The 17,239-nt window shown below is 70.8% G+C and carries 24 protein-coding genes; 15 read left to right on the plus strand and 9 right to left on the minus strand.

Translation table 11 applies throughout. The features are described 5' to 3' along the window. Window positions 1–73 precede the first annotated feature (73 nt). The 4 genes from ACZ5DS_RS22805 to ACZ5DS_RS22820 form a co-directional block, all read right to left on the minus strand. Window positions 74–304: a hypothetical protein gene (locus tag ACZ5DS_RS22805; RefSeq protein ID WP_468241451.1), complete on the minus strand. Its 231-nt coding sequence runs from the start codon at window positions 302–304 to the stop codon at window positions 74–76. A gap of 32 nt (window positions 305–336) precedes the next feature. After that, window positions 337–1,344 carry a S1C family serine protease gene (locus ACZ5DS_RS22810; protein WP_468241453.1) on the minus strand — a complete coding sequence of 336 codons (1,008 nt, stop codon included), beginning with the start codon at window positions 1,342–1,344 and terminating at the stop codon, window positions 337–339. 86 nt (window positions 1,345–1,430) lie between these two features. Next, entirely contained in the window at window positions 1,431–2,453 is a 1,023-nt protein-coding gene (locus ACZ5DS_RS22815; RefSeq protein WP_468241456.1) for a LacI family DNA-binding transcriptional regulator, read from the minus strand. A gap of 108 nt (window positions 2,454–2,561) precedes the next feature. Continuing rightward, window positions 2,562–3,341: a winged helix-turn-helix transcriptional regulator gene (locus ACZ5DS_RS22820; RefSeq protein WP_468241459.1), complete on the minus strand. Its 780-nt coding sequence runs from the start codon at window positions 3,339–3,341 to the stop codon at window positions 2,562–2,564. Window positions 3,342–3,511: 170 nt separating this feature from the next. Between ACZ5DS_RS22820 and ACZ5DS_RS22825 the strand changes: the two genes are divergently transcribed. From ACZ5DS_RS22825 to ACZ5DS_RS22835, 3 genes are read left to right on the plus strand one after another with little or no spacing between them, the layout of a single operon-like run. After that, complete coding sequence (locus tag ACZ5DS_RS22825) at window positions 3,512–4,366, plus strand: alpha/beta hydrolase (protein WP_468241462.1); 855 nt, start codon at window positions 3,512–3,514, stop codon at window positions 4,364–4,366. A 50-nt stretch (window positions 4,367–4,416) separates the two neighbouring features. Beyond that, window positions 4,417–4,671: a MoaD/ThiS family protein gene (locus ACZ5DS_RS22830; protein WP_468241465.1), complete on the plus strand. Its 255-nt coding sequence runs from the start codon at window positions 4,417–4,419 to the stop codon at window positions 4,669–4,671. Between the two features lie 2 nt (window positions 4,672–4,673). Further along, window positions 4,674–5,831, plus strand: a complete 1,158-nt coding sequence (locus ACZ5DS_RS22835; protein ID WP_468241467.1) for a hypothetical protein — start codon at window positions 4,674–4,676, stop codon at window positions 5,829–5,831. An 11-nt stretch (window positions 5,832–5,842) separates the two neighbouring features. Here ACZ5DS_RS22835 and ACZ5DS_RS22840 read toward each other — a convergent pair whose 3' ends face one another. Both ACZ5DS_RS22840 and ACZ5DS_RS22845 read right to left on the minus strand, forming a co-directional pair. Further along, complete coding sequence (locus tag ACZ5DS_RS22840) at window positions 5,843–6,049, minus strand: DUF397 domain-containing protein (protein WP_468241470.1); 207 nt, start codon at window positions 6,047–6,049, stop codon at window positions 5,843–5,845. Further along, a complete protein-coding gene (locus ACZ5DS_RS22845; protein WP_468241473.1) occupies window positions 6,049–6,873 on the minus strand; it encodes a helix-turn-helix domain-containing protein in 825 nt (274 codons plus the stop codon). The genes ACZ5DS_RS22840 and ACZ5DS_RS22845 overlap by 1 nt, the downstream gene beginning before the upstream one ends. 169 nt (window positions 6,874–7,042) lie before the next feature. On the opposite strand from ACZ5DS_RS22845, the gene ACZ5DS_RS22850 reads away from it, so the two are divergent. Both ACZ5DS_RS22850 and ACZ5DS_RS22855 read left to right on the plus strand, forming a co-directional pair. Then, window positions 7,043–7,462: a hypothetical protein gene (locus ACZ5DS_RS22850; RefSeq protein WP_468241475.1), complete on the plus strand. Its 420-nt coding sequence runs from the start codon at window positions 7,043–7,045 to the stop codon at window positions 7,460–7,462. Further along, on the plus strand, window positions 7,459–7,692 hold the full coding sequence (locus ACZ5DS_RS22855) for a hypothetical protein (protein ID WP_468241477.1): 234 nt from the start codon (window positions 7,459–7,461) through the stop codon (window positions 7,690–7,692). Before ACZ5DS_RS22850 ends, ACZ5DS_RS22855 begins: the two co-directional genes overlap by 4 nt. Window positions 7,693–7,754: 62 nt before the next feature. Here ACZ5DS_RS22855 and ACZ5DS_RS22860 read toward each other — a convergent pair whose 3' ends face one another. Beyond that, a complete protein-coding gene (locus ACZ5DS_RS22860) occupies window positions 7,755–8,273 on the minus strand; it encodes a hypothetical protein (protein ID WP_468241479.1) in 519 nt (172 codons plus the stop codon). Window positions 8,274–8,420: 147 nt separating this feature from the next. Here ACZ5DS_RS22860 and ACZ5DS_RS22865 point away from each other — a divergent pair, with 147 nt between their 5' ends. The 5 genes from ACZ5DS_RS22865 to ACZ5DS_RS22885 all read left to right on the plus strand — a co-directional run bounded on the left by ACZ5DS_RS22865 (window position 8,421) and on the right by ACZ5DS_RS22885 (window position 11,894). Continuing rightward, window positions 8,421–9,128, plus strand: coding sequence for a TetR/AcrR family transcriptional regulator (locus ACZ5DS_RS22865; RefSeq protein WP_468241481.1), 708 nt, complete (start codon window positions 8,421–8,423; stop codon window positions 9,126–9,128). Between the two features lie 111 nt (window positions 9,129–9,239). Further along, window positions 9,240–9,935, plus strand: a complete 696-nt coding sequence (locus tag ACZ5DS_RS22870; RefSeq protein WP_468241484.1) for an LmeA family phospholipid-binding protein — start codon at window positions 9,240–9,242, stop codon at window positions 9,933–9,935. A 411-nt stretch (window positions 9,936–10,346) separates the two neighbouring features. Beyond that, on the plus strand, window positions 10,347–11,192 hold the full coding sequence (locus ACZ5DS_RS22875; protein WP_468241487.1) for a sulfurtransferase: 846 nt from the start codon (window positions 10,347–10,349) through the stop codon (window positions 11,190–11,192). A gap of 61 nt (window positions 11,193–11,253) precedes the next feature. Next, the gene (locus tag ACZ5DS_RS22880; protein WP_010351646.1) at window positions 11,254–11,541 is read left to right on the plus strand and encodes a DUF1416 domain-containing protein; all 288 of its coding nucleotides are present in this window, start codon (window positions 11,254–11,256) and stop codon (window positions 11,539–11,541) included. An 89-nt stretch (window positions 11,542–11,630) separates the two neighbouring features. Continuing rightward, window positions 11,631–11,894 carry a DUF3099 domain-containing protein gene (locus ACZ5DS_RS22885; protein WP_468241490.1) on the plus strand — a complete coding sequence of 88 codons (264 nt, stop codon included), beginning with the start codon at window positions 11,631–11,633 and terminating at the stop codon, window positions 11,892–11,894. A gap of 28 nt (window positions 11,895–11,922) precedes the next feature. Here ACZ5DS_RS22885 and ACZ5DS_RS22890 read toward each other — a convergent pair whose 3' ends face one another. Further along, window positions 11,923–12,285, minus strand: a complete 363-nt coding sequence (locus ACZ5DS_RS22890) for a DsrE family protein (protein ID WP_468241493.1) — start codon at window positions 12,283–12,285, stop codon at window positions 11,923–11,925. Window positions 12,286–12,520: 235 nt separating this feature from the next. Here ACZ5DS_RS22890 and ACZ5DS_RS22895 point away from each other — a divergent pair, with 235 nt between their 5' ends. From ACZ5DS_RS22895 to ygfZ, 3 genes are read left to right on the plus strand one after another with little or no spacing between them, the layout of a single operon-like run. After that, on the plus strand, window positions 12,521–13,096 hold the full coding sequence (locus ACZ5DS_RS22895) for a heme-binding beta-barrel domain-containing protein (RefSeq protein ID WP_468241495.1): 576 nt from the start codon (window positions 12,521–12,523) through the stop codon (window positions 13,094–13,096). A gap of 32 nt (window positions 13,097–13,128) precedes the next feature. Further along, on the plus strand, window positions 13,129–13,566 hold the full coding sequence (locus ACZ5DS_RS22900) for a Fur family transcriptional regulator (RefSeq protein WP_468241497.1): 438 nt from the start codon (window positions 13,129–13,131) through the stop codon (window positions 13,564–13,566). 10 nt (window positions 13,567–13,576) lie between these two features. Further along, window positions 13,577–14,542, plus strand: coding sequence for a CAF17-like 4Fe-4S cluster assembly/insertion protein YgfZ (gene ygfZ, locus ACZ5DS_RS22905; protein ID WP_468241500.1), 966 nt, complete (start codon window positions 13,577–13,579; stop codon window positions 14,540–14,542). Here ygfZ and dtd read toward each other — a convergent pair. Beyond that, complete coding sequence (gene dtd / locus ACZ5DS_RS22910; RefSeq protein ID WP_468241502.1) at window positions 14,539–14,964, minus strand: D-aminoacyl-tRNA deacylase; 426 nt, start codon at window positions 14,962–14,964, stop codon at window positions 14,539–14,541. The two genes, ygfZ and dtd, sit on opposite strands and share 4 nt — an antisense overlap. A 159-nt stretch (window positions 14,965–15,123) precedes the next feature. On the opposite strand from dtd, the gene ACZ5DS_RS22915 reads away from it, so the two are divergent. Then, window positions 15,124–15,714, plus strand: coding sequence for an RsiG family protein (locus ACZ5DS_RS22915; protein ID WP_468241504.1), 591 nt, complete (start codon window positions 15,124–15,126; stop codon window positions 15,712–15,714). An 84-nt stretch (window positions 15,715–15,798) separates the two neighbouring features. Then, window positions 15,799–17,040: a GNAT family N-acetyltransferase gene (locus ACZ5DS_RS22920; protein WP_468241506.1), complete on the plus strand. Its 1,242-nt coding sequence runs from the start codon at window positions 15,799–15,801 to the stop codon at window positions 17,038–17,040. Window positions 17,041–17,239 lie beyond the last annotated feature (199 nt).

Raw genomic sequence — 17,239 nt, forward strand, 5'->3', positions numbered from 1 at the left:
GTGGGTCGTGCGGTAGGGATGTCTCTCAGCGTCGCATGTTTCCGGTCCGCCCGGCGTGCGTGCCGCAGGCGCTTCAGACGGCCAGATTGGTCAGCTCGCGGATCGCCGAGAGGCGGTGCAGCGGCACCTTGCGGCGGTGCGGCCGGTCGGCGGAGGTGTGCAGGCCCATCAGCTGCGGGACCGGAGGGATCTCCGGGGCGCGCGGGGCCGGGGTCGGCGCGTGCAGTTCCTGCACGACCGAGAGTGCCAGGGTCACGTCGGCCGGAGCGGTGCCGGCGACCGGGTGGGAAACCTGCTTGATCATGACGTACTCCCTCTTTCGCCCCGCAGGGGGTGTCAGCTGGTGGAGCCCGCCCGCAGCTTGGCCAGGTCGGACTTGACGGTGTTGATCGGGATCGCGAAGCCGAGGCCGATGCTGCCCGCGGCCGAGGACGACGAGGCCTGCGAACTCGACGAGTACATCGCGGAGTTGATGCCGATGACGTTGCCGCTCGCGTCGATGAGCGCGCCGCCGGAGTTGCCGGGGTTCAGCGAGGCGTCCGTCTGGATCGCCTTGTAGGTCGTCGTGGACGAGCCCGTGTCGCCGTTGAACTGGCGGCCGCCGAACTGGAACGGCCACTGCCCGTCGCCGCCCTGGCCCTGGCTCTCGTCCGTGGAGACGGTCACGTCACGGTTGAGCGAGGAGACGATGCCGCTGGTGACGGTGCCGGTCAGGCCCTCGGGGGAGCCGATCGCCACGACCGTGTCGCCGACCTGGACGCCCGAGGAGTTGCCGAGCGAGGCGGCCTTCAGCCCGGAGGCGCCCTTCAGCTTGATCAGCGCGAGGTCCTTGGAGCTGTCGGTGCCGACGACCTCGGCGGTGTAGCTCTTGCCGTCGCTGGTGCGCACCTTGATCGAGGTGGCGCCGGCGACGACGTGGTTGTTGGTGACGATCTCGCCGCCACTGGTGATGATCACGCCGGAGCCGGTGGAGGAGCCGCTGCCGAGGGTCGCCTGGATCTCGACCACGCTCGGGCTGACCGCGGCGGCGATCGCGGCGACGTCGCCCCTCTTGCTGGAGGGCACCACATGGGTGGTGGTCCCGGCGGAGGCGACCGTGTCCTTGCCGGTCAGCTCCTGGAAGGCGAAGGCCGTGCCGCCGCCGACCGCGGCCGCGACGATCGCGACCGCCGCGAGCAGCCCGATCGGGCCTCGGGTGCGCTTCCTCCTGGGCGCGGGGCCGGGCTCGGGGGCCGGGCTCGGGGCCGTCACCGGCTCGTACGGCGGCGGGGGCGGCCCCTCGGGGTTCACGGGAGCGGAGTAGCTGTGCTGCTGCTGGCTGTATGCGCCCTGGCTCTCGGTCATGACATGAGGATGTCCCGCGACCATGAGAGCTTCCTGAGTGCTCCCTGAGAAGCCCGGCAGAACCTCGTTTGCCCGATATAAAGATCTCAGCCGCAGCCGCAGCTCGTGCGGACCACCAGCCGGGACGGGAACGTCTTCAGACGCTCGCGCCGCGAGCCCGCCACCCTCAGCCCGTCGTCCAGGACCAGGTCCACCGCCGCCCGGGCCATCGCCGAGCGGTCCGAGGCGACGGTCGTCAGGGGCGGGTCGGCGAGCGCCGCCTCCTTGATGTCGTCGAACCCGGCCACCGCCAGCTGGCCGGGCACGTCGATGCGCAGCTCGCGCGCGGCCCGCAGCAGGCCGATCGCCTGGTCGTCGGTGGAGCAGAAGACCGCGGGCGGCCGGTTCGGGCCGGACAGGACCTCCAGGGCCACGCGGTAGGCGTCGTAGCGGTTGTACGGCGCCTCGAACAGCCGGCCCTCGGTGGTCAGGCCCGCCTCGGCCATGGCCCGCTTCCAGCCCTCGACGTGGTCGGAGACCGGGTCGCCGACGGCCGGCGTCTCGGCCGTACCGCCCATACAGGCGACGTACTCGTAGCCGTGCTCCAGCAGGTGGCGTACGGCGAGCTGGGCGCCGCCCAGGTCGTCGGTGACGACGGCGACGTCGTCGATGGCCTCCGGGCGCTCGTGCAGCAGCACCACCCGGGCGTCCCAGGCGTCGATCTCGGCCGCGGCGAGGTCGTTCAGGGCGTGGGAGACGAGGATCAGGCCGGCCACCCGCATGCCGAGGAACGCGCGCAGGTAGTGGACCTCGCGTTCGCCGATGTAATCGGTGTTGCCGACGAGGACCATCTTCCCGCGCTCGGAGGCGGCCTGCTCGACCGCGTGCGCCATCTCGCCGAAGAAGGGCTGGCGGGCGTCCGGGATGATCAGGCCTATGAGGTCGGTGCGCCGGGACGCCATCGCCTGGGCGACCCGGTCGGGGCGGTACCCCAGTTCCTTGATCGCCGCGAGGACACGCTCGCGCGTGGCCGGGGCGACCGGCCGGGGTCCGTTGTTGATGACATAACTGACGACGGCGGTGGAGGTCCCAGCCAGCCGTGCCACGTCATCCCGAGTCACCTTGGCCACGCGCGGAGTCTACGCGGATGGACCCGCTCTGGGCAGGGCGTATCGCATCACGACTGTGCGGAAGCAATGCCCCGCCCGAGCGGTGGCCATGCGTGCCGTGGGCGTCTCTTATGCGTCCGCGTGGAGCTCGGAGCCGGCCGGCACGGCCGATGCGTCCGCATCCTCCGCCTTTGCCCGGCTCGCCTTGGCCTTGGCGTCGTCGCCGGACCGGTCACCCTTCTCGGGCGTAACGAATCGATAACCGACGTTTCGGACGGTGCCGATCAGTGACTCGTGCTCGGGGCCGAGCTTGGCGCGCAGCCGCCGTACGTGCACGTCCACGGTCCGGGTGCCGCCGAAGTAGTCGTAGCCCCAGACCTCCTGCAGCAGCTGGGCGCGGGTGAAGACCCGGCCCGGGTGCTGGGCGAGGTACTTGAGCAGCTCGAACTCCTTGAAGGTCAGGTCGAGGACCCGGCCCTTGAGCTTGGCGGAGTAGGTCGCCTCGTCCACGGAGAGGTCGCCGTTGCGGATCTCCATCGGGGAGTCGTCGCTGACGATCTGCTGCCGGCCCATGGCCAGCCGCAGCCGGGCCTCGACCTCGGCCGGGCCGGCGGTGTCGAGCAGCACGTCGTCGATGCCCCAGTCCGCGGTGACGGCGGCCAGGCCGCCCTCGGTGACGACGAGGAGGAGCGGACAGCCGGGGCCGGTGGAGCGCAGCAGCTGGCACAGGCTGCGCACCTGGGGCAGGTCGCGGCGCCCGTCGATGAGGATGACGTCGGCGCCCGGGGTGTCGACGAGGGCGGGCCCTTCCGCCGGGGCCACCCGCACGTTGTGCAGCAGCAGGCCGAGCGCGGGCAGCACCTCCGTCGACGGCTGGAGGGCGTTGGTCAGGAGCAGCAGAGAACTCATACGTCTGGTTCCTCCTCGGTCCCTGCGAGGACGTGTGCGGTGCGGCACTGCTCTGCGATCCCGGCGCCCCGTACACCTGCGGTTTCCCGCCTCGTATACAGCGCTTCCGAAAGCACAAAAGGACCCGGGGGCTGCGCTGCCCGAGTCCTCTGCCCAGCAGAATAGCCCACATGAGCATCCGTCCGGCAGGTCACGCGGCACGTTCCACCGTTCGTCCGAATCCCGAGACGGGCAGACAGGGCTCTATCCGGACGTTTCTGTGCACGGCCGATGGAGTTCCGGTCGATTCCGTATACAACCCGACCGCGGCCGTATACGAAGCGGCGCCGGACGCCTCCCGTCCACCCTCCCGTGACCTGGCGTTCGTGATCGCCCACGGCTTCACCGGGGACGTGGACCGGCCGCATGTACGAAGGGTGGCGGGCGTGCTCGCCCGTTACGGCGCCGTCGTCACCTTCTCCTTCCGGGGCCACGGCGCCTCGGGCGGCCGTTCCACGGTCGGCGACAAGGAGGTCCTGGACCTGGCCGCGGCGGTGCAGTGGGCGCGCGGCTTCGGGCACGCGCGCGTGGTGACCGTCGGCTTCTCGATGGGCGGCTCGGTGGTGCTGCGGCACGCGGCCCTGCACGGGAAGGGCACGGTGGACGCGGTGGTCTCCGTATCGGCCCCCGCGCGCTGGTACTACCGGGGTACGGCCCCCATGCGCCGCCTGCACTGGCTGGTCACCCGCCCCGAGGGCCGCCTGGTCGGCCGCTACGGCCTGCGCACCCGCATCCACCACCGTGACTGGAACCCGGTACCGCTCTCTCCGGTCCAGGCCGTCCCGAGGATCGCCCCCACCCCCCTCCTCATCGTGCACGGCGACCGCGACGGCTACTTCCCCCTCGACCACCCCCGGATGCTGGCCGAGGCGGCCGGTGACCACGGCGAACTCTGGGTGGAGCCCGGCATGGGCCACGCCGAGCACGCGGCGGACGACGGCCTTCTGGCCCGGATCGGGGACTGGGCGGTCGCACGGGCGGGCTAGCCTGACACCATCCAGTCCTGTTGTTCTCCTGCCGTCGATTGAGGAATCAGATGCCCAAGGTCACGGTCCGCTACTGGGCCGCTGCCAAGGCCGCGGCCCAGGTCGCCGAGGAGCCGTACGACGCGGCCACGCTCGCCGACGCACTCGCCGCGGTGCGTGAGCGACACCCCGGTGAACTCACGCGCGTCCTGCAGCGATGCTCCTTCCTCGTCGACGGTCACCCCGTCGGGACCCGCGCGCATGAGACGGTACGGCTGGCCGAGGGCGGCACGGTCGAGGTGCTCCCGCCGTTCGCAGGAGGGTGAGGATGAGCGACCAGCCGTATCAGGGCGGCCCGTACGAGGGCGGCTCCTACGAGGGGTACGACCCGTACCAGCAGCAGGCGCCCCAGGCGTGGCCCGGCCATCAGCAGTACCAGGGCTACGACCAGGGGTACGACCCGCAGCACACCCAGCAGTGGCAGGGCCAGACCTGGGAGACGCAGACCCACGCGTCGCTGCAGACGCCGGTGGACACGTCGTACCTGCCGCCGCGGGAGGCGTACCAGCAGCAGGCGTACCAGCAGGAGCAGCACCAGCAGCAGCACTACGCACCACCGGCACCCGAGCCTGCACCGGCGCCTGCGCCCGCACCCGCGCCGCAGCCCGAATCGGTGCCCGAGCCGGGGCCCGGCTACGGCCCCGCCACCCTCGCCGGCAACTCCCGCGTCACCGACGCGCAGCGGGCCCGTCTCGAGGGCCGTTCCCCGATCATCGAGCCCGGCATGCAACCGGCGCTGCTCACCGCCGTGCTGGGCCTGCTGCTCGCCGCGACGGCCCCGGTCGCCTCGTACGCCCTCGTCGTACCGCTGGTGCTGCTCCAGGCCGTGACGGCGGCGGGCTGGTTCCGGCTGAACGGCATGTGGCCCGCCCGGCAGGGCATCGCGCTGGCCTTCGCGGGCGGACTCACCGCGGACGTGGCGGTCCTGGCCGCGGGCCGCGACCACGCACCGGCCGCGATCCTCGGCCCCCTCGGCATCTGGGTCCTGCTGGCCCTGGTCCTCCAGCTGCGCTCGCACGCCTCGCCGGACGAGCGGATGTACGGCCTGATGGCGACGGTCGCCTCCTCGTCCCTCGCGGTCCTGGCGACGGGCTACCTGGCCGCCGACCCGCACGCGGTGTCGGTGGGCGCGGCGGCGGTGGCCGTGGCGATCCTGGCCCGCGCGCTGCCGTTGCCGACCCCGGCCTCGGTCGTGGTCTCGGTGCTGGCCGCCGCCGGCGCGGGCATCGCCATCGGCGGCATGACGGACCTCGGCGCGAAGGGCGCTGCCGCCCTGGGAGCGGCAGCGGCGATCTGCGCCCTGATCGGCCACAGGGTCGCCAGCTACGACTACCCGTCCCGCTTCGTGCACTTCACGGCGGGAGTGGCGCTTCCGCTGTCGGCGGCGGCGCCGGTGGTGTGGGTACTCGGGCGCGCCCTGGGCTGATCCAACCGTGCTCAGCCGAGCGGCTCCTCGTGCTTGACTCCGTCCACGAAGGCCGACCAGGCGCCCGCGCCGAAGAGGAGGATTCCGCGGGCGGGGTCCTTGCTGTCTCGGACGGGGACGACAGGGAGGTTGTCGGCGATCTCGATGCAGTTGCCGCCGTCCGAATTGCTGTAGCTGCTCTTGCGCCAGGCCGCGCCGCTCAGGTCGATGGCTCGCACTACATTTCCTCCAACATCCGCAGGATGAGCTTCAGCGACTGGGCCGGGGACATGGCCATGTCGCGCACGGCATCATAAGTGCGCTGGAAGCGCTCAACCCTGCTTGTTTCCTCGATGAGTTCACCGCGTGCGTCGTTCTCTACATAGGCCACCGTACGGCCGTCCAGCAGCCGCAGGAACATCACGTCGGTGCTGTCCAGGCCGTGCAGTCCGGTGCCGAACGGCAGCACGTGAAGGGTGATGTTGGGAGACTCAGAAACCGCGGCCAGGTGCTCCAACTGCCCCTTCCACTCCCTGGCGTGGCGCAGCGAGTTCCGTAGGACCGTTTCGGAGAGCACGACACGGAACGGTGGCGGGTCGTCCCCCTCCAGCACCTTTCGCCGCCCGATGCGCGCCTCGACCTGCTGGTCCAGCTCATCGCCGTTCAGGCCACCCGCCGCGAGTGCCTCGCGTGCGTACCCTTCAGTCTGGAGCAGCCCCGGCGGCCTGCTCACCGAGTACTGCCACAAACTCGCGGCCTCCGACTCCAGGACCATGTACCGCCGGTACTGCTCCTTGAACTGCGTCGGGTCCCCCACCGCCAACTCCCACAGAACCAGCAGGAAGCCCGGCGTTCCGTAGTACTGGTCCAGAGCCTGGACGACCTCGGGCCCGCCCACCGTGTGCCCGCGCTCCATCTTCCCGAACTGGGACGGGTCCCAGCCGACCGCCTTCGCCAGATCCCGCAGGCTTAAGCCCCGCTCGGTCCGCAGGCGTCGTAGTTCCTCGGCGAACCGCACCCTTGGCTCCTGGCTGCGTCCCGTGACCACCCTTCGCTGCGGCATCGCGCTCCTCGGCTGTGGAATTTGTGGAATTTGGAGGGGCTGGCGTTGAAGTTGGGCCTCTCAACAGCCCAAACGCCTCTTCCGTGCGCCATGCTCGAAGTGCCCGAACACGCAGCGTAGTTCAGTGCTTGCGCTGCGCACAGGACTTCACGGAAAGGAGCGGAACCCGATGACAACGACGTCGGAGCCCCTCGAACCGGGATCCCTTCTCTACGACCCGGCGACGAGGAGGGTGGGCGAGTACCAGGACAAGTCAGGCCCGTACGCGATGCTGCGTCCCCTCGGCGGCGGCCGGGAGTGGCAGGCCGACCCCGCCTCCTTGCGCCCGGCCACGCCCCGGGAGCGGCTGAGCGCGGGAGTGCGGGCGGCGAACCAGCACACCCGCGCGGCCGGCGTGAGCGCGCCGCCGGACCCCGAGGACGTCGGTCGCCCGCCCACGCCCGTCCCCGGCTGCACGAGCTGCGCGGAACTGGCCGGGCGGCGCGAGGAGGCCCGGGCGGTGTACGACCGCAGCGCGGAGACGGACGCGAACGTGCTGCTGCGGCAGCACCAGCGGAGGGAGCACCAGCGCAAGGAGCACCGCGCATGACGAACGACGCAGGTCTGCCGTACGAGGAATGCAAGCGGCTGCAGGAACAGGCGCCGCGGCGAGACCGGACGCCCATCGACCCGGGCTATGCGATCCCCCCGTTCCATCCCGGTATGCCGCCCGGGAGCCGCCGGCGCAGGCGAACGGTCCAGGGCGGCGACACCGTGAGCGCGGTCCTCACGGCCCTCAGCGTCGCCGGACTCTTCATCGAGGCCGTGCTGAGACGCTGAGTCCTCGGATGCCAGGTCGAGGCCGGCGCGGTGGCCGCCGGCCGGCCGCTTCCGGCGTGGCGTCAGGCGAGGGCGAGGGCGCCGAGGGCGAGGGCGGCGGCGCCGAAGACGATGACGTGGCGGGCGTTCTGCAGGACCCAGACCCGGCGGGGGAAGCCGGACTCGGCGGCCTTCAGCAGGGCGGCGACGTCGATGCGGGCCAGCTCCGGCTCGCCCTTGCGGGCGAAGGCGGCGCGGACCGAGGCGGTCGCGGTCAGGTTGCTGTAGAGGATCACGCAGTTGATGGCCAGGACCAGGCCCAGGACGATCCAACTGAGCAGCCCGGCCCAGGAGTTGCCGATGAGGTTCAGCGCCGCGGTGGCGGCCAGGACCGCGGCGATGGACACCGGGGCCCAGGTCTCGTGGCCGCCCGCGTCGAAGCGCATCCCGTTCTCCTCCAGCACGGTGGTCCGCACGCCCTGGCGGCTCAGCTCGGCCTGGGCGGCGGCGGTGGCGGTCGCCCCGAAGCGGGCCCGGACGACCGGGATGCTGACGAAGGCGCCGGCGACGGACAGCTGCAGGGCGGCGACGAAGACGTTCATGACTGGTTCCCCCTCGGAACGGTGCGCCTGCCTCGGCGCCCGGCTTCTTGAACTAAGTGCAAGTACAAGTTAGCCCGGGACTTGAACTACGTGCAAGTGGGTTCCTGAACTTTGTGCAAGAGGCTGGGGTCGCCCTATGGTGGGCCCATGCCGCGCACCACGCTCACCCGCGATCAGATCGTCCGCACCGCCGTCGAGCTGCTCGACGAGGAGGGCCTGGAAGGCCTGAACATGCGCAGCCTCGGCAAGCGCCTGGACAGCGCGGCCACCGCGGTCTACTGGCACGTCAAGAACAAGGACGATCTCGTCCTGCTGGCCGGAGACCTGGTCTGGCACGAGATCGAGCTACCGGAACCGGGCGCGGCCGACTGGCGCTCCGCGGCCGTGTCGCTCGCCCTCGACCTGCACGCCATGTTCGAGCGCCATCCGTGGCTGGTGCAGGCCTTCGGCTCCCACCTCTTCTACGGCCCGGGCAAAGCGCGGTACGACGACCACTGCCTCGCCCTGTACGAGCAGGCCGGGTTCACCCCCGCCGACGCCGACCAGGTCGCCGCGGCTGTTTTCACCTACGTACTCGGCAACGCGCTCGGCGGAGCGGCCATGGTCTCCCTCAACCGGCGTCTGGGCCGGGACGGCCAGGACCCGCAGGAGCTCATCGGGGCCACCATGGCCAAGGCGGCCGAGGTCGCCCGGGAATTCCCCCGCCTTCGCGCGCGCCTGGCGGAGCCCTCCGCCGCCGACTACGCCGCCGCCCCCGAACAGACCCTCGAACGCGGCCTCCGCGCCCTCCTCGCCGGACTGGAAGCCCAGCTCCCGACCGGCGGCAGCGCAACCACTGCCGTGGCCGACCGCTGAACCGAGCCTTGTCACAAGTGATCCACAACGCGCCGACGGCCCGGTGCGTCCGGTTACCGTGGCGTACAGGTACACCACCGCACACGACCACCGACCCGGGGGAACCACCACATGCGCGCCCTGCGAATAATCCTGATCCTCGTCGTGATTCTGGGCGGGCTCTTCCTGATCGTCGACCGCGTCGCCGTGCACTTCGCCGAGGGCGAGGCCGCGGACAAGCTGAAGTCGACGGAGAACCTCGCGTCGACCCCGGACGTGAACATCAAGGGCTTCCCGTTCCTCACCCAGGTCGCCGGCGGCTCCCTGGACGACGTCGAGGTCGGCATCAAGGACTACCAGGCGGCCACCGCCACCAACGGCAAGACCATCCGCATCGACGACCTCAAGGCCGACATGAAGGGCGTCGGCTTCTCCGGCGACTACAGCTCCGCCACCGCGGCCACCGCCACCGGCACGGCGACGATCGCCTACGACCAGCTGCTGAACGCGGTCAAGGACGAGCCGGTCGACCTGCCCCTGGGTGTCACCGGCAAGGTGACCGGCCTCGCCTACGGTGGCAACGGCAAGGTCAGGGCCACGGTCGTGGTCGCGGGTGTGCCGCTCCCGGTGCTCGGCACGGTCACGCTCCAGGGCGACACGGTGAAGGTGCACGCCGACGGGCTGCCCAGGTTCGGCAACCAGGCCGTCGACGTCTCCGAGGTGAAGATCGGCCAGCTGCCCGGCGGTATCAAGCTGGACAGGGTGCAGGCCGCCCAGGACGGTGTGGAGGTCAGCGTGAAGGGTTCGAACGTCAGGCTGGCGGGGTAGTACGACAGCCGTGCGGAACGGCGGTTGTCCGACAGGCGAGACGCCCACGTCCGCACCGTAGATGCACCGACCCACGCAAGCGCCCGGAGGCCGTCCCGCGACGCCTCGGGCGCTTTTCTCATCCCGCTATCCGGACGATCGCATCTCAGAATCCGACACACCGGTGACACGCCCCCCGGACGTCCCTACGATCGACCGCATGAAGCGACAGGCGGATCTCACAAAGCGGCGGGCAGTGGACCTGTGCCGCGTTGCCGCCATGCTCTGTCGCCCCTTCTGAGCGAAAGTCCCCGACTTCCGCGTCTCACCCCCTGCCCTGCTGGAAGGGCACCCGTGCGCCTCCGGACGAACCGGAGCCGTACCCGTACGCACTCGCACGCCCCGCCGCAACTGCCCCGGAGGAGAAAGAGCATGAGCCGCAGCGACGTCCTCGTAGACGCCGACTGGGTCCAGGACCACCTGGACGACCCCACGATCGCCATCGTGGAGGTGGACGAGGACACGTCCGCCTACGAGAAGAACCACATCAAGAACGCGATCCGCATCGACTGGACCAAGGACCTCCAGGACCCGGTCCGCCGTGACTTCATCGACCAGGAGGGCTTCGAGAAGCTCCTGTCGAAGAAGGGCATCGCCAACGACACGCTGGTGATCCTCTACGGCGGCAACAACAACTGGTTCGCGTCGTACGCCTACTGGTACTTCAAGTTGTACGGCCACGAGAACGTCAAGCTCCTCGACGGCGGCCGCAAGAAGTGGGAGCTGGACGCCCGCGAGCTGGTCGACGGCTCCGACGTGCCCGAGCGTGCCGCGACCGACTACAAGGCCAAGGCCCAGGACACCTCCATCCGCGCCTTCCGCGACGACGTGGTCGCCGCGATCGGCTCGCAGAACCTGGTCGACGTCCGCTCGCCCGACGAGTTCTCCGGCAAGCTGCTCGCCCCGGCCCACCTCCCGCAGGAGCAGTCGCAGCGCCCGGGGCACGTCCCGACCGCCCGCAACATCCCGTGGTCGAAGAACGCCAACGACGACGGCACCTTCAAGTCGGACGACGAGCTGAAGGAGCTGTACGCCGAGGAGAGCGTCGACCTGGCCAAGGACACGATCGCCTACTGCCGCATCGGTGAGCGCTCGGCCCTGACCTGGTTCGTGCTGCACGAGCTGCTGGGCGTCCAGAACGTCAAGAACTACGACGGCTCCTGGACCGAGTACGGCTCCCTCGTCGGCGTGCCGATCGAGCTCGGCGCCAACAAGTAAGCACCCAGGCAAGCAAACCCCGACCGGCCTTCCTTCCGGTCAGACCCCTCTGGAGAAAGACATGTGTGGAGCGAAGGCCGGCGGCCCCGACGCCTCGACGATCAAGCCCGGTGAGACCACGATCCAGGGTCAGGTGACCCGCGACGGCGAGCCCGTGACCGGCTACGTCCGCCTGCTGGACTCGACCGGCGAGTTCACCGCGGAGGTCCCCACCTCCGCCACCGGGCAGTTCCGCTTCTACGCGGCGGAAGGCACCTGGACCGTCCGTGCCCTCGTCCCCGGCGCCACCGCCGACCGCACGGTCGTCGCCCAGCAGGGCGGCCTTGCCGAGGTCGCGATCGCGGTCTGAGGAACCTCAGTACCGGCTGAAGGGCCGCACCCCCCGGGTTGGACGCCTGGGGTGCGGCCCTTCGGCCTGACCGGACCTACCCTGGAGTTGTGCTCGCGAGGCGACGTCATCTGTATCTCGCCATGATGGGGACCTGCATCGGGCTCTTCGTCCTGGCCTGGGCGGTCGTGCGCCTCTGGTCGATCCCCGTGGCGGTCGGGATGTGCGTGGTCGCCATGATCATCCCGCCGGTGGCCGCGATGGTGGCCAACCGGCGCGGCCCCGACGACCGCTGGTGGGACGACCCCTCCGGCGACCCGCAGTCCGACGAGTGGTGGGACGAGCTGGACGGCAAGAAGCGGCCCAAGACGTGAGACGGGCTGCTCAGTGGACGAGCGCCTGTCAGTAGACGAGCGCCTGCGTCTCGTCCGCCAGCGCCTCCTGGACGAAGACCTGCGCGCCCGCGATCCGTACGCCCTCGATGACGTCCTTCTCGGTGATCTCCCGCCGGGCCGCGCACTGCGTGCACAGCGTGATGCGCCCCGCCGCGAGGACGGACTCGATCAGGTCCGGCAGCGGCGCGGCATGCGGCAGCTCGAACTCGGCGGCCCGCCCCGGCAGCGCGAACCAGGACGACTCTCCGGTCAGCCACAGGGACACGTCCACCCCGCTGGCCACGGCCACCGCCGCCACCGTGAACGCCTGCGAGCAGCGCTCGGGGGCATCGGCCCCGGCCGTCACCTTGATCACGAGCTTCTTCGCCATGGCCGCATCGTAATCCGCCCCCTGCGGGCCGACCTCGCCAGGAGAGCCCGTGAGCGGCCGCGTAAGCTGGGGCCCGGCTCTGTCGTACGCCCACCCTCGCTCAAGGAGCACCCGTGGAGATCTTCTTCGAAACCCTGCTGGTCCTGGTCTGCGTCGGCGTCCTCGCCTTCGCCGGGCTGACCGTGAAGAAGCTGTACCAGGGCCAGCGCTGACCCACACCTAGGAACTGCCGCTCATGATCGAGATCCCGTCCGACCTCCACAAGAACCTGGTCCCCCTCGCCTTCCTGCTCGGCAACTGGGCCGGCGCCGGCGTCCACGACTTCCCCGGCTCGGAGAAGTGCAACTTCGGGCAGGAGGTCACCTTCACCCACGACGGCCGGGACTTCCTGGAGTACCACTCCCACACCTGGATCCTGGACAACGACGGGAACAAGGTCCGCCCGCTGGAGTCGGAGCACGGCTTCTGGCGCATCGACGCCGACCGCAAGGTCGAGGTCACGATGACCCGCGACGACGGCGTCATCGAGATCTGGTACGGCGAGATGGCCGCCAAGAAGCCCCAGATCGACCTGGTCACGGACGCCGTGGCCCGCACGGCCGCCTCCGGCCCCTACAGCGGCGGCAAGCGCCTGTACGGCTACGTCAAGAGCGACCTGATGTGGGTCGGCGAGAAGCAGACCCCCGAGGTCGAGCTGCGCCCCTACATGTCGGCCCACCTGAAGAAGGTCGTCACCCCGGAGGACGTCGAACGCTGGGCGAAGGCCCTCCCGGACGACCTTCCGGACGACGGGATCGCCTTCTTCAAGTAGGCCTCCGGGCGGGTGGCTCTAGACTTTCCGGTGTGGTGAGCACCGACTGGAAGAGCGACCTCAGGCAGCGCGGCTACCGGCTGACGCCGCAGCGGCAACTCGTGCTCGAAGCCGTGGACACCCTTGAGCACGCGACCCCCGACGACATCCTCAGCGAGGTGAGGAAGACGGCGTCGGGGGTCAACATTTCCACCGTCTACCGCACGCTGGAGCTGCTGGAGGAGCTGGGCCTGGTCAGCCACGCCCACCTCGGCCACGGTGCGCCCACCTACCACCTCGCCGACCGCCACCACCACCTCCACCTGGTGTGCCGCGACTGCGAGAACGTCATCGAGGCGGACGTGGACGTGGCCGCGGAGTTCACGGCCAAGCTGCGGCAGCAGTTCGGCTTCGACACCGACATGAAGCACTTCGCGATCTTCGGCCGGTGCCGGGACTGTTCTCTGAAGAGTTCAACTACCACGTCGTAGGCTTGCCCGTATGAAGAGCCCCCTGCTGTCCCTGCCCGGCGCCGTCCCCGCCGAGGGCGTGGACGAAGGCGTCGCCGCCCACTACGGCGACCTGTTCCGCGAGCAGCGCGCCCTCGCCGACGGCACCGGATTCGTCGATCTCTCGCACCGCGGGGTGATCACCGTCTCCGGTGAGGACCGCCTCAGCTGGCTGCATCTGCTGCTCACCCAGCACGTCAGCGACCTGCCCGCGGGCGAGGCCACCGAGGCGCTGATCCTTTCCGCGCACGGGCACATCGAGCACGCGCTGTACCTGGTGGACGACGGTACGACGGTCTGGGCCCATGTGGAGCCCGGCACCCAGGAGGCACTGATCGCCTACCTGGAGTCGATGAAGTTCTTCTACCGGGTCGAGGTCGCCGACCGCACGGCCGACTTCGCGGTCGTCAACCTGCCGGCCGGCTCGATCGCCGAGGTGCCCGAGGGCGTCGTCGTGCGCGAGACGGCGTACGGCCGTGATCTCTTCCTGCCCCGAGCCGACCTGGAGTCCTTCGCCGCCGAGCACGGCCCCGCGGCCGGTCTGCTCGCCTACGAGGCGCTGCGCGTCGAGCACCACCGCCCCCGCGTCGGCTTCGAGACCGACCACCGGACCATTCCGCACGAGCTGGGCTGGATCGGTACGGCGGTGCATCTGCAGAAGGGCTGCTACCGGGGGCAGGAGACCGTGGCCCGGGTGCAGAACCTGGGCAAGCCGCCCCGCCGTCTGGTCTTCCTGCACCTGGACGGCAGTGAGGTCCACCTGCCGGTCCACGGCACCGAGATCCGCCTCGCGGACGAGGGCCCCGAAGGCCGCAAGATCGGCTTCGTGACGACGTCGGTACGCCACCACGAACTGGGCCCGATCGCCCTGGCCCTGGTGAAGCGCAACGTACCCACAGACGCGCGCCTGGTGGCGGGGGAGACCGCCGCCGCCCAGGAGACCGTCGTAGAGCCCTAGATTTCCAGCAGCACGGTGAACGGGCCGTCGTTCGTCAGCGACACTCGCATCTGCGCCCCGAACCGGCCCGTCGCCACCGTCGCGCCCAGCGCTCGCAGCTGGGCGACCACCTCGTCCACCAGCGGCTCGGCGACATCGCCGGGGGCGGCGGCGTTCCAGGTGGGGCGGCGGCCCTTGCGGGCGTCGCCGTAGAGGGTGAACTGGCTGATGACGAGCAGCGGGGCGTCGATGTCCGAGCAGGACTTCTCGTCCTGCAGCATCCGGATCGACCAGAGCTTGCGCGCCAGTTGGGCCGCCTTCTCCTTGGTGTCCTCATGCGTCACGCCGACCAGGACGCACAGGCCCTCGCCCTCGATCGCGCCCACCGTCTCGCCGTCCACGACGACGCTCGCGCCGTCCACCCTCTGCACCACCGCACGCATGAGGACCATCATGCCGGGTGCCCCGCCCCTGGTCACAGGCGGTGCATTATTGATCCTTAAGCCCCCATCTGGGGCCGTTCGGGGGCACTCGGTCACATAGCGGCCACTTGGGGTGGCACGATGCTTCCACACGCCGGTCGAGGGGACGGTCACAAGCACATGAGCACACCGAGTACCGGGCGGCTGGAGACGTACCGGCCGCCCGCGCAGCGCGCCGAGGGCCCGTCGGGCCCGGCACTGCCCGCGGAGCCGCCCGAGCCCGACCTGGCCGGGCTGAGCCTGCCGGAACTGCGCACCCTGCGCCGCGACGCCCAGCGCGACGAGGCGGACCTCAGCTATGTGCGGCGGCTGCTGCAGGGCCGGATCGACATCCTGCGCGCGGAACTGGCCCGGCGCGGCCGGGCGTCCGTGCCGACGCCCGCGGACGCCTCCGTGGTGGAGCGGCTCCCGGAGATCCTCACCGACGCCCCGGCCCGGCAGCGCTCCTCGGCCCGCCATGTCACGCTCGGCACCCCGCACAACGAGGAGTACCGGCAGCTGGCCGCGGACATGCTCGCCGAGGTCGAGCTGTCGGACCTCGAGGCCCGTACCGACCTGGAACTGACCACCGCGATGGGCCGCCTGGTCCGCTACGAGCAGGAGGTCTCCCGGCGCCGCCAGCGCCTGCAGCGCACCACCGACGACTGCAGCGGGGAGATCGCGCGCCGCTACCGGGTCGGCGAGGCCCAGGTGGACGACCTGCTGACCTGACGGACGGGGTGGCCGCGGGGGACGGCCGGGTGGGCGGGAGAAAACCTCGCGACACCGCCCGGGCCGCGTGCCTACGGTGACTGCATGACTGTCGACGTGCGCACCGTGACCGAGGCCGACTTCGAGGACTGGCACCGCGCTCTGAGGACTGGGTTCCTGCACGAGCCGGTGCTGACCGCCGAGCAGCTGGACGCCCGCCGCCGGCAGTTCGTCGAAGGCCGTCTGCTGGGCGCCTTCGACGGCGGCCGCTGTGTGGCGACCTTCCGCTCGTTCGCCCAGGAGATCACCGCGGTGGGCGGCACCCCCGTCCCCGCGGACGCCATATCCAATGTCACCGTCACCCCCACGCACCGCCGCCGCGGCCTGCTGACCCGCATGATGGACCGGGACCTGGCGGCGGCGAAGGAGCGCGGCGACGTCGTCGCCACCCTGATCGCCGCCGAGTACCCGATCTACGGCCGCTACGGCTTCGGACCCGCGACCTGGACGACCCAGTGGACCGTCGAGGTCCCGCGGGCCGGCCTTGACCCCCGCTGGTCCGGCCCCGAGGACGGCGGCCGGATCGATCTGGTGGACGCCGAGGACGTGCGCAAGCTGGGCCCCGAGCTGCACGAGCGGGTGCGCCGCGCCCAGCCCGGCGCGGTCAGCCGGGACGAGCTGTGGTGGCAGGCGAACACCGGTGCCGTCCGCTTCGGCAGCGGCTGGACCGAGCCGTTCTACGCCGTCTACCGCTCCGCCTCCGGCGAGGTCGAGGGCCTGGTGTCGTACGAGTCCGACGACACCTGGCACGGCAAGCAGCCGCACAACACCGCCGACGTCAACTGGCTGATCGGCGCGACCCCGGCGGCCGAGGGTGCCCTGTGGCGTTTCCTGTGCTCGATCGACTGGATCACGAAGGTCAAGAGCGGCTGGCGCGGCCCGGACGACCTGCTGCCGTTCTTCCTGCCCGACCCGCGCGCGGCCCGGGTCACCGAGCAGGCGGACTGGCTGTGGGTGCGGATCCTGGACGTCGTACGGGCCCTGGAGGAGCGGACGTACGAAGGGGCGGGCTCGCTGGTGCTGGAGGTCGTGGACCCGGCCGGTCCGGCCGGGGGGCGGTTCCGGCTGGAGGCCTCCCCGGAGGGGGCGTCCTGCACCCCGGCGGGCGGTGCCGCCGCCGATCTCACGTTGCCGGTGGGGGAGTTGGCCACGGTCTGGCTCGGGGACGGGTCCCTGGCGCGGCTCGCGGCCCTCGGGCGGGTCCGGGAAGAACGAGAGGGCGCCGCCCGGAAGGCCGACGCCCTGTTGCGCACGTCCGAGCGACCGTGGTGCCCGGACATCTTCTGAGGCTCCCCTCTTCCGGCCGGCGCTGACTGTGCATCCGTAGCGAGCTGTTCAGTTGTGGCTGTGCCATGACCGTGTTCAGTTGTGGCTGTGCGGGATGTTCAGTTGTGACTGTGCCGCTCCGATGGCCGTCCCCTGCCCGGGCTCCCGGCTCCCCTCCGGAAGGGAGCCCGGTCGGCCAACCACTGGAAAGCTCAACCAT

The organism is Streptomyces sp. NPDC031100 (assembly GCF_055570785.1).

Excerpts from the sequence above, each read along its gene's own strand:
- ACZ5DS_RS22805 (WP_468241451.1), bottom strand. The coding sequence starts at position 304 with ATGATCAAGCAGGTTTCCCACCCGGTCGCCGGCACCGCTCCGGCCGAC.
- ACZ5DS_RS22810 (WP_468241453.1), bottom strand. The coding sequence starts at position 1,344 with ATGACCGAGAGCCAGGGCGCATACAGCCAGCAGCAGCACAGCTACTCC.
- ACZ5DS_RS22820 (WP_468241459.1), bottom strand. The coding sequence starts at position 3,341 with ATGAGTTCTCTGCTGCTCCTGACCAACGCCCTCCAGCCGTCGACGGAG.
- ACZ5DS_RS22825 (WP_468241462.1), top strand. The coding sequence starts at position 3,512 with ATGAGCATCCGTCCGGCAGGTCACGCGGCACGTTCCACCGTTCGTCCG.
- ACZ5DS_RS22830 (WP_468241465.1), top strand. The coding sequence starts at position 4,417 with ATGCCCAAGGTCACGGTCCGCTACTGGGCCGCTGCCAAGGCCGCGGCC.
- ACZ5DS_RS22835 (WP_468241467.1), top strand. The coding sequence starts at position 4,674 with ATGAGCGACCAGCCGTATCAGGGCGGCCCGTACGAGGGCGGCTCCTAC.
- ACZ5DS_RS22845 (WP_468241473.1), bottom strand. The coding sequence starts at position 6,873 with ATGCCGCAGCGAAGGGTGGTCACGGGACGCAGCCAGGAGCCAAGGGTG.
- ACZ5DS_RS22850 (WP_468241475.1), top strand. The coding sequence starts at position 7,043 with ATGACAACGACGTCGGAGCCCCTCGAACCGGGATCCCTTCTCTACGAC.
- ACZ5DS_RS22855 (WP_468241477.1), top strand. The coding sequence starts at position 7,459 with ATGACGAACGACGCAGGTCTGCCGTACGAGGAATGCAAGCGGCTGCAG.
- ACZ5DS_RS22860 (WP_468241479.1), bottom strand. The coding sequence starts at position 8,273 with ATGAACGTCTTCGTCGCCGCCCTGCAGCTGTCCGTCGCCGGCGCCTTC.
- ACZ5DS_RS22865 (WP_468241481.1), top strand. The coding sequence starts at position 8,421 with ATGCCGCGCACCACGCTCACCCGCGATCAGATCGTCCGCACCGCCGTC.
- ACZ5DS_RS22870 (WP_468241484.1), top strand. The coding sequence starts at position 9,240 with ATGCGCGCCCTGCGAATAATCCTGATCCTCGTCGTGATTCTGGGCGGG.
- ACZ5DS_RS22875 (WP_468241487.1), top strand. The coding sequence starts at position 10,347 with ATGAGCCGCAGCGACGTCCTCGTAGACGCCGACTGGGTCCAGGACCAC.
- ACZ5DS_RS22880 (WP_010351646.1), top strand. The coding sequence starts at position 11,254 with ATGTGTGGAGCGAAGGCCGGCGGCCCCGACGCCTCGACGATCAAGCCC.
- ACZ5DS_RS22890 (WP_468241493.1), bottom strand. The coding sequence starts at position 12,285 with ATGGCGAAGAAGCTCGTGATCAAGGTGACGGCCGGGGCCGATGCCCCC.
- ACZ5DS_RS22895 (WP_468241495.1), top strand. The coding sequence starts at position 12,521 with ATGATCGAGATCCCGTCCGACCTCCACAAGAACCTGGTCCCCCTCGCC.
- ygfZ (WP_468241500.1), top strand. The coding sequence starts at position 13,577 with ATGAAGAGCCCCCTGCTGTCCCTGCCCGGCGCCGTCCCCGCCGAGGGC.
- dtd (WP_468241502.1), bottom strand. The coding sequence starts at position 14,964 with ATGCGTGCGGTGGTGCAGAGGGTGGACGGCGCGAGCGTCGTCGTGGAC.
- ACZ5DS_RS22915 (WP_468241504.1), top strand. The coding sequence starts at position 15,124 with ATGAGCACACCGAGTACCGGGCGGCTGGAGACGTACCGGCCGCCCGCG.
- ACZ5DS_RS22920 (WP_468241506.1), top strand. The coding sequence starts at position 15,799 with ATGACTGTCGACGTGCGCACCGTGACCGAGGCCGACTTCGAGGACTGG.